The 9,855-nt window shown below is 45.3% G+C and carries 9 protein-coding genes; 7 read left to right on the forward strand and 2 right to left on the reverse strand.

The window, feature by feature from the left end; all coding sequences use genetic code 11:
- From folB to ispE, 4 genes are all read left to right on the forward strand, one after another.
- On the forward strand, window positions 1-324 hold a 324-nt coding region (folB, locus tag F6K37_RS23325; RefSeq protein ID WP_287252422.1), incomplete at its 5' end, for a dihydroneopterin aldolase.
- A gap of 37 nt (window positions 325-361) precedes the next feature.
- Complete coding sequence (locus tag F6K37_RS23330; protein WP_008178450.1) at window positions 362-1,327, forward strand: CBASS cGAMP-activated phospholipase; 966 nt, start codon at window positions 362-364, stop codon at window positions 1,325-1,327.
- A gap of 399 nt (window positions 1,328-1,726) precedes the next feature.
- Window positions 1,727-2,575 carry a 16S rRNA (adenine(1518)-N(6)/adenine(1519)-N(6))-dimethyltransferase RsmA gene (rsmA, locus tag F6K37_RS23335; RefSeq protein WP_287252425.1) on the forward strand — a complete coding sequence of 283 codons (849 nt, stop codon included), beginning with the start codon at window positions 1,727-1,729 and terminating at the stop codon, window positions 2,573-2,575.
- Window positions 2,544-3,494 (forward strand): 4-(cytidine 5'-diphospho)-2-C-methyl-D-erythritol kinase, encoded by a 951-nt coding sequence (gene ispE, locus F6K37_RS23340; RefSeq protein ID WP_008178458.1) that lies wholly within the window; start codon window positions 2,544-2,546, stop codon window positions 3,492-3,494. Before rsmA ends, ispE begins: the two co-directional genes overlap by 32 nt.
- A gap of 212 nt (window positions 3,495-3,706) precedes the next feature.
- Here ispE and mrdA read toward each other — a convergent pair whose 3' ends face one another.
- Together mrdA and F6K37_RS23350 are read right to left on the reverse strand one after the other, a co-directional pair.
- Complete coding sequence (gene mrdA, locus F6K37_RS23345; RefSeq protein ID WP_287252427.1) at window positions 3,707-5,485, reverse strand: penicillin-binding protein 2; 1,779 nt, start codon at window positions 5,483-5,485, stop codon at window positions 3,707-3,709.
- A 375-nt stretch (window positions 5,486-5,860) separates the two neighbouring features.
- Window positions 5,861-5,989: a hypothetical protein gene (locus tag F6K37_RS23350; protein WP_267871969.1), complete on the reverse strand. Its 129-nt coding sequence runs from the start codon at window positions 5,987-5,989 to the stop codon at window positions 5,861-5,863.
- Between the two features lie 36 nt (window positions 5,990-6,025).
- Between F6K37_RS23350 and F6K37_RS23355 the strand changes: the two genes are divergently transcribed.
- The 3 genes from F6K37_RS23355 (at window position 6,026) to F6K37_RS23365 (ending at window position 9,717) form a co-directional block, all read left to right on the forward strand.
- Window positions 6,026-7,180 carry an ABC transporter ATP-binding protein gene (locus F6K37_RS23355; RefSeq protein ID WP_287252429.1) on the forward strand — a complete coding sequence of 385 codons (1,155 nt, stop codon included), beginning with the start codon at window positions 6,026-6,028 and terminating at the stop codon, window positions 7,178-7,180.
- Between the two features lie 221 nt (window positions 7,181-7,401).
- The gene (locus F6K37_RS23360) at window positions 7,402-8,526 is read left to right on the forward strand and encodes an ABC transporter substrate-binding protein (RefSeq protein ID WP_287252431.1); all 1,125 of its coding nucleotides are present in this window, start codon (window positions 7,402-7,404) and stop codon (window positions 8,524-8,526) included.
- Between the two features lie 327 nt (window positions 8,527-8,853).
- Complete coding sequence (locus F6K37_RS23365) at window positions 8,854-9,717, forward strand: ABC transporter permease (RefSeq protein WP_044492088.1); 864 nt, start codon at window positions 8,854-8,856, stop codon at window positions 9,715-9,717.
- Window positions 9,718-9,855: the final 138 nt, after the last annotated feature.

Raw genomic sequence — 9,855 nt, forward strand, 5'->3', positions numbered from 1 at the left:
TCTGGCTACCTACCCGAAGAACAGACCCTAGGACAGTGGTTTGAAGTAGACCTGACCATGTGGCTAGATCTAAGCCCTGCGGGAGAAAGTGATGACCTTAGCGATACCATGGATTATCGGCAAACTATTGATACTGTCAAGCATTTGGTTAAAACCTCAAAATGTGCCCTGATCGAAAAATTGGCAGTACAAATTGCTAATGCGATCCTAGAATTCGATCAGGTGCAGCAAGTCCAGGTGCAGTTAAGCAAACCTGGTGCCCCAATTCCGGATTTTGGAGGTAAGATCACCCTGGAAGTGACTAGAACCCGTCACAATAGTTAGGAGGATTAATTCAACATCGTGGGTTTTTAGGGGGATCATGACTTTTCGCATACTCAGCTTAGATGGCGGTGGTATTCGGGGCGTTATTGCAGCAGTAATCTTGGCAGAATTGGAAAAAGATATTAACCAGCCCCTCAACAAGTATTTTGATTTAATTGCAGGTACCTCCACTGGTTCAATTTTGGCTGCCGGCATTGCCACTGGCATCCCTAGCCGGGAGATGATTAAACTTTATGAACAGAAAGGGGAAAGAATTTTCCGCTACACCAGCCGTTTTTCACTAAAGCGGCTCAAGGTTATCCTTAAGTATGGTCTTTCTGCTCCTAAACACTCCAATCAGGGGTTAATTGAGGTGATGAAAGAGCAGTTTGGGACGACCAAGCTGTCGGATATCTACGATTCACCTCGGCTGTTGATCACAGCCTATGACACTATGAGTCGGATGCCGATTATATTTAAAAGCTGGCGTGAAGACAAAGATTATTTCCATGTTCCCTTGTGGGAAGCCTGTGTCTGTTCCGCATCTGCCCCCACCTATTTTCCAGCCCATCAGCTCAAGACTCAAAGCAAGACTTACTCAGCGATTGATGGTGGAGTTGGGGCGAATAATCCCTCAAGCTGTGCATTAGCTGAAGCGATCCGGTTAAATCATTCCCTTAAGGAAATTTCTATCATCTCGATTGGCACAGGAGAATCCAACCGCCCCATTCCTTGGGAAAAAGCTAGAGGCTGGGGATTGGGACAATGGGGATGGCAAGGACGATTGATTGAAGTGCTATTTGATGCTCCTTGTGACATTCACCGGTATATTACCAAAGAGTTGATCGGTAGCTTAGAATCTGAGGATGCAACAGTTTCTCGTTACCTGCGTCTACAACCGCAAATCACTAATGACACAATGGATGATGCGACTCGGAGCAATATTGCCCAGTTAAAGCGTGTTGCCAAGAATTACGCCTGGCAAAACCAAGGTTTGTTCCAGAACTTCCTGGAAATAAATTGATGAACCTTTGAGCTCCTGTTCGTCGGTTTACTACTGATAATTCAAGGAACTTGCTTACTTGTTACTGGTTAATTAAACACTAACATTTATGGGATAAACCTGATTAGACGTGATGTAAGCAGTCAGCAGTCAGCAGTCAGCCGTTGGCCGTTGGCAAAGCTAATTGAGGTGCTTTCCGTAACTCAGCATTATTCCAATGCTTACCTCTTTTATTCTAAAGACGTAACTCAGCATTATTCCAATGCTTACCTCTTTTATTATTAACGGTTTCCTACTCAATAAGCTTGCCCATAGCCCATAAGCTGAGAGCTGAGAGCTGATAGCTGTTGGCGTAGCCTGCGCGTAGGGCATATGCTTAACAATTGGGTACTGAATTGAGAAATGCTATAAAATTGGGCAATGACCTTAAAAGCTCGTAAAAAATTTGCTCAACATTGGCTGCGTAGCGAGGAGGCACTGAACCAAATCGTGACAGCTGCTAATTTACAAAAAAGCGATCGCATTCTAGAAATTGGTCCGGGTACTGGCATTCTTACCCAGCGCTTACTGCCTTTTGTTCAGTCTGTAGTGGCCGTAGAAATTGATCGAGACTTGTGCCGATTATTAGTTAAAAAACTCGGTAAAATAGATAATTTTTTACTGCTGCAAGGGGACTTTCTATCCCTAGACTTAGATACCTTGTTAGCTAACTTTTCCAATTTCCAAAAACCTAATAAAGTGGTTGCCAATATCCCCTATAATATTACCGGTCCGATTCTGGAAAAGTTACTAGGTACCATTACTCAGCCAGCTGTGCCAGGGTTTGATTTAATCGTGCTGCTAGTGCAAAAAGAAGTAGCTCAGCGGTTATATGCCAAACCCAGTTCTAGACAATTCGGGGCATTATCAGTGCGGGTGCAGTATCTCGCCGAATGTGAATTGATTTGCGATGTACCTGGGTCGGCCTTCTCTCCTCCCCCCAAGGTCGATTCCGCTGTCGTGCGGTTACATCCGAGCCTAGCCGAACCACCAGCTTCTGACCCCAGATGCTTAGAGACACTATTGAAACTGGGCTTTGGCAGCAAACGTAAAATGTTGCGCAATAATTTCAAATCTGTAATTGAACGCGATCGCATCACCCAATTGCTGGAACAATTAGAAATAAGCCCTCAAGCCCGAGCCGAAGACCTTAGTGTTGCTCAATGGATAGCCCTAGCTAATCAGATCACCATAAAGAATGCATTCTTATTCCCTAAATGCCCCAGCTAAAATCAATCTGTATTTGGAAATCATCGGTGATGCGGGTGATGGTTATCACGAACTCGCAATGATTCTCCAAAGCATCGAATTAGCTGATCAAATCGATATCCGTGCCATTGGTACACAGGAGATTAAAGTCCACTGTCATCATCCCGAAGTGCCAACGGATGAAAGCAACCTCGCTTATAAAGCAGCTGCCTTGATGTGGGAGGAGTTTCCTGAGTATTTTGCTAACTTGGGCGGTGTAGAAATTACTATCCACAAGCGAATTCCTGTAGCCGCTGGACTAGCTGGTGGCTCCACGGATGCAGCGGCTGTGTTAGTAGGAATCGATATGTTGTGGCAATTGGGATTAACCCACCCGGAATTAGAACAATTGGCAGCACAGCTTGGATCGGATGTGCCGTTTTGCCTTGCTGGTGGCACTGCTCTAGCTCTGGGCAGAGGTGAACGGCTGTCTGCCCTACCGGGACTGGATTCTCTATATGTCGTCTTGGGGAAATACCGCAGTCTGATGGTTTCTACTGCTTGGGCTTATCAGACTTATCGGGCTCAGTTTGGGGAAACCTATATCCGGGAGCTTGAGGACTTAGAATCCCGTGCTAATCGTTTTCATAGTGGTCCGATGGTTAAGGAAATCCTCAATAAGGATGGGGGAAAGATCGGAAAACTATTGCGCAATGATTTAGAGAAAGTGGTGTTACCCAATCACCCCCAAGTCTTGGAACTACGGAAAGCCTTTGAGAATAGCGGTGCCATAGGAACCATGATGTCTGGTTCCGGTCCGACGGTATTTGCCCTGTGCGAGTCCCAGGAGCAAGCCCAGGAAATTCAACAGAAAGTAAGCATTGATATTACTGACCCAGATTTGGAATTTTGGGTGACCAAGTTATCGACTCAGGGAATTCAGATAATGTCAACACCTTGAGTCAAGTCGCTTCGCTCCAATTCAAAATTATAAATTCAAAATTCAAAAATACCCCAGGAATTAATTCGGGGGTTTGAAACATCGCTTCGCTCCAATTCAAAAATAGGGGCTTGTATCCGGTGTCAACAATTCAAAATTATCAAGCTATTCATTTTGAATTCAAAAATGGTGGTTAGTCCTGATTCAAAAGTGACTAACCAGAGTTTCAATCACTAATTATGCTTGAAATAAGCCTCCATCACCTGGCGCACAATCGGTCCTGCCACTGAACCTCCACCGCCGCCGGAATGTTCCACAAAAGCAACAACCGCAATCTCGGGTTTATCATAGGGTGCAAAACCACCAAACCAAGCATGAGCTTTGCCAGGAGGAGCCTCTGCTGTTCCACTCTTACCAGCGGCAGGAGGTAACTCTGGCACCCTCAATGCCGCTCCTGTTCCCCCAGTAACCACAGCTCGCAATCCTCGGCGCAGGGTTTGAATCGTTGATGGCTTCATATTAATCGACACTCGCCCTTTGATGGCATCCTGATTGTTCTTGAGCAAGTGAGGTTTAACCCGATAGCCGCCATTGGCAACTACAGAAAACATCACTGAGGATTGTAAGGGTGTTCCTAGGGTAAACCCTTGACCAATAGACATATTGATGGTATCTCCCACGGTCCATCCCCAATTGTAGTTTTTCCGCTTCCAGGCATCATCCACTATCAAACCACGGGATTCCCCAGATAACTCAATACCAGTTTTTTCACCAAAGCCATATCTACGAGCCCATTCAATCAGGGTTTTCCCCCCAACCCCTCGACCGATTTGACCAAAGAAGGTGTTACTGCTCCAAGCCATAGCACCCACAAATCCCATTCGACCAAATCCGGCTCGGTTCCACTCCCCAAAGGCATGACCACCCACATAAAGGTAAGGATAAGTCTGTAAAACAGTTCTGGGAGAATACCGACCAGATTCCATACCCGCCGAAGCCGTGACTACCTTAAATGTACTGGCTGGAGGAAACCCTCGCATTGCCCGGTTGATAAACGGATTCCCTCTGCCTTGTAGCTTTCGCCAGGTTTCTGAGGTGATGCGAGTCGAGAAAATATTCGGGTCAAAGGTTGGACGAGAAACCATTGCGAGGACAGCACCGGTGTTGGGGTCTATAGCCACGACTGCCCCTTTGCGATCGCCTAATGCTGCCTCGGCTGCCTTCTGCACGTCTAGATCGATGCTTATATGGATAGGTTTACCCGGTTTTGCCTGTTTCTGACCCAGAACCCTGACGACTCGTCCAGCACCATCAACTTCTACTTGCTGACCGCCCCATTCTCCCCGTAGCAGATGCTCATAGGACTTCTCCACCCCCATTTTGCCAACCACATCACCGAGGCGGTAGCCGTCCGCTTTACGCCGTTGCAGCTCTTCATAGTCTAACTCTCCAGTATAACCTAGAACATGAGCCGATAGCTTCCCATGGGGATAGTACCGCACTGCATCAATATCCACCTCTATCCCCTGTAATTCATTGCTGTACTCAGCCAAGGCAGTAACTTGAGCGGGAGTAACACCACGGGCAATCCGAAGTAGGTAAGGAGAGTTATAGCCCGCTTGTTCCAGACGCTTTTGAATCTCAGCGTCTGGTATCTTCAAAATTTGGGACAGGCGTTTGCGAGTTTGGGGCCATTGCTCCTGCCTAAGAACCATCGGCCATACAAATACCGAGTGAGACAACCGATAGCTAGCTAATACTCTTCCCTTACGGTCAAAAATATTGCCCCGTATAGGGGGCTTGGGAATCAGACGAATCCGATTATTTTCTGCCAGCTTTTGGTTGCGTTCCCCTTGAACTAGCTGTAAATAAGCTAAACGGGAACCAATTCCCCCCAGCAAGAATAGGCTCATCAGTACCATAATCACTACGGATTGGTATTTGCGTCCGACAGTGCGGGAATTAGATCGATATACTGCAAATGGAGATAAGGAAGGCTGAATTAATGTCATCGTGAGAGGTCTGAGAATGGGGAATCGGACTTGGAGAACACGGGATTGGGCAATTAAGGCGAATAGTCACCTGATCAATGCAGTAACCTATTGGCTTGGATTCCCAATACGTCCCCCTTTTCAATTAAGAATTAAGGATTGACAATTGACAACAAAACAACAGGACTCACGCCCCAAGCTTGTCGGTTAAAACTGGATATGGGGTTTACGGTGACCGGGTGTAGTGAGCAAAATTGGAACATGCCCGATTAATTGCCCACACCGGTTAGCCTACAGCCGCCCCAAATCCTTGATTAAGGAGGCTCTGATTTGCCCCTGTTCAATAGCTCTTACCATTAGCCTAATACCTCCTAGTCAAGCCTAATACCCAGCAATTTACTTCCGCACCTCAGCTACTGGATCAGTGCAGATCTGTTTAGCTACTGCAGGAGTATTTTTAGGTTCGAGGATAAAATAAACCCAAGGAGAGAAACCGTGTTGCACAGATGCAGACAGACGAGGCATGACTCTGGGGGCATCACTACTGCTGAAATAACCACCATGTTTCAAACGACTGTTAAAGAACCACGTCCGACTGCTACGACTACAGCTAAACTTGATGTTGAACTCCGCAAGGTTTTTAAAGTGTTCGACACCGAGACCGTTGTCCGTGGTGTTGACTTAAGTATCCGTCAAGGAGAATTTTTTAGCATTCTTGGTCCGTCTGGCTGTGGCAAAACTACAACCTTGCGTTTAGTAGCAGGATTTGAGATGCCTTCAGCTGGGGAAGTAATGATTCAGGGACGCTCGATGAATCATATTCCACCACACCGCCGACCTGTCAATACGGTCTTTCAAAGTTATGCTCTATTCAATCACCTGAGTGTATCCGAAAATATTGCCTTCGGTCTACGGCTAAAAAAGCTACCCTCATTGGAGGTTGAGGAACGAGTCAAAGCAGCCCTCAAACAAGTGAAACTAGAGGGATTGGCGAATCGGTATCCCCCTCAACTGTCTGGGGGTCAACAGCAACGAGTGGCATTAGCCAGAGCATTAGTTAATCGGCCAGGGGTGCTGTTGTTGGATGAACCCTTGGGAGCCCTAGATTTCAAGCTGCGCAAACAGATGCAGGTGGAACTTTCAAATCTCCATCAAGACCTGGGGTTAACCTTTGTGATGGTGACCCACGACCAAGACGAAGCCATGAGTCTTTCTGACCGTATCGCTGTGATGCGTGCAGGTAAAATTGAGCAAGTTGGTTCCCCCAGAGAAATCTATGAAAATCCTCGGACAACCTTTGTGGCGGACTTTATCGGTGATACCAATTTATTTAAAGGTCGTCTGCAACGGTCCGATGCCGACTCACTCGAAATTACCACCAAGACTGGTATCAAGATTGTGGTTGAGTCTCCATCCGTTAGAGAAGTCCTGGATAATTCTAATCCTCAGGATATTGTAGTAGGTGTACGACCAGAGAAAATTCGCCTGAGTCTTTCCCCGCCAACAGTAACAACAACTACTACTACTATGAATTGCTTTGAAGGACGTCTCAAACACGCGATGTACCTGGGTACTCATATTCAATGTGTGGTGGAGTTACTCAGTGGCGACTGTCTCAGAGTCATACTTGCCAACACCAATAACAAGTTACCAGACCCTAACACGACAATTTATGCTCGTTGGGCACCCACGGATTGTCGCGTGTTGGCGGAATAATTTAAAGATTTCGGTAGTTTTTGAGCCTAGTTTGCTGGCAAAATAGTGCTCAGGAAAGCCAGATATTTTTAGTTGTTTACTAAATCAATTTTGGTGGATTAATTATCCTATCCATTTTGGGGTAATGGGTAATCGGTAATCGGTTTTGAATAACTTTATTAAACCTACCCTACTTCGGACGCCTGGGCAACAACAAACCTCAACCTTAAACCTTTTCAATCGTGCTTTCTAAGGATCGACAATCATTCCTAAAACGCCCTACAAGGCGCAACTTTTTACAGCTAGCCACTGTCGCTACCCTATCAGGTCTAACCCTGTCTGGATGTGGCTGGACTCTAGCTAAGGTGAAACCAACACCTCCTTCACCAGGTGACAGAAATAAAATATTTATCTACACTTGGACTAACTATACCGATGATGAGCTACTAGACCGCTTTACCGAAATAACTGGAATCAAAGCTTTAGTCGATGTCTTTGATTCCAACGAAGCTATGCTTGCTCGACTTCAGGCTTCTGGGGGCGGAGCCTATAGCATTATCTACCCGTCTGACTACATGGTGCGGAAGATGGTTGAGTTGGATCTGTTGCTCAAACTGGACTTTGAACGCATCATCGGAATGAATCGACTTTTTTCTAAGTTCCTCAATCCTATATATGACCCCAACAATTTGCACAGTATTCCTCTGAGCTGGGGAACAACGGGTTTGATTTACAACTCCAAAAAACTATCTAAAGTACCGGAGGATTGGAGCTATCTTTGGCAAGATAAAGACAAATTATCGAGACGGATGACTTTGCTCAACGATGTGCGAGAAGTGATGGGTGCCACTTTGAAAATGTTGGGTTACTCGTACAACTCTACCAATCCCCAGGAGATTAAAAAAGCCTATGAAACGTTGGTGGACTTAAAACCAAGTATTGCTTCATTTTCTTCTGATGCTTGGCGATCGCAAATTCTGAGTGGGGATTTATGGATTGCGATGTGTTACTCCTCGGATGCTGCTGAAATCATGGCAGAAAACCCAGATTTGCAGTATGTGCTACCGAAAAGCGGTTCTTCCTTGTGGACCGATACCTTGGCAATTCCTAAAACAGCTCCCAATCTTGAGGGTGCCTACGCTTGGATTAACTTTATGTTAGAAGCAGATGTTGCTGCTCAAATTTGTGAACGCTTGAGCTTCGCCACACCAAACCAAAAAGCCTTTAAGCTATTGTCCCGTGAAATCCAAGAGGATCAAAGTTTGTTTCCAGAATCATCAGCGTTAGAACGTTGTGAAGGTCTTGCACCTGTTGACGAAGTTAGCGAACTTTATGACCGCTACTGGACTAAGTTGACCAGTGGTTAGGAGTTAGGAATTAGCCCTTTTTAACACCCTAAAGTTTAGGAAACTAGTACGGAACGGCAGAAATAAACATACCATTCAAAATACCTCTAAAAAAGAGCGTAACGCTATTGATAATTGCTAGAGATAACAAATAACATTCCAAGAATTAGAGTGATAAAATCCTAAAGAATCAAGCACATTTTGAATAGTTTTCAATTTATATATCAAATATACCATTTTTATTAAAAAATGGTATATATCTTGGAATAATGACTAATAACTAATGACTAATAACTAATGATAAATAACACTGAAAGCGTTACTGATAACATTGCTGAGTCCCCAGTTATGCAAGATAAGAGACACTTACGATGGCAGTGGTTAGAACCCCTAGGATTGCTCAGTCCAGCAGGTATATGGTTAGCTTTGTTGTTGGTGCTGCCAACCCTAGTCATTTTTGAACTAAGTTTGGTACCCAACATTAGACCAGGAGATGTGGTCAATCCCTCTGGTATTGATAATTATTTGCGGGTATTTGATCCAGTAATCTTGCAAGTGATAGGGCGATCGCTTTTTTTGGCCATGGGAACCACTGTGATTTGTCTTCTGCTAGGATTTCCTGTGGCTTATTGGATTGCTCAGCTAGCACCCAAGCGGTGGCAAAATTTACTGCTGCTTGGTTTTATCTTACCGTTGTGGACATCTTCTCTACTGCGTTCTTATGCCTGGATTACCATTCTGCGACCGACTGGGGTTCTCAATACAGTCCTGACTAGTCTTGGACTACCAGGGTTGGATTTGCTCAATCGTAGTGCTGCTGTATTGATTGCCATGGCTTACAGCTTTCTGCCATATATGGTGTTGATTCTCTATGCGTCTATAGAAAAATTAGACAAACGTTTGTTAGAAGCGGCGGCAGATTTAGGGGCAAATCCCTATCAAACGTTTTGGAAGGTAACCGTACCCCAAACTCTACCAGGAATTGCTGCAGGTTCTTTGCTGGTATTTATCTCTGGATTAGGGGATTTTGTTAATCCGGAATTGCTAGGGGGAGCATCGAGTATGACTGGAGCAAGATTGATTTATAACCAGTTTTTAGGAGCTACTCAAAACTGGGGATTTGGGTCAGCTTTGAGTATGATGTTAATTTTGGTGGTGAGTATAGCGATCGCACTTTTGATTAAGTATGGTGATCCAAAAGCACAGCCCTAGCACTATAGTAAAGGGAGTAGGGAGTAGGGAGTAGGGAGTAGGGAGTAGGGAGTAGGGAGTAGGGAGTAGGGAGTAGGGAGTAGGGAGTAGGGAGTAGGGAGTAGGGAGTAGGGAGTAGGGAGTAGGGAGTAGGGAGTA

The sequence above is a fragment of the Moorena sp. SIO4E2 genome, from assembly GCF_010671945.1.
Lineage (GTDB): Bacteria > Cyanobacteriota > Cyanobacteriia > Cyanobacteriales > Coleofasciculaceae > Moorena > Moorena producens.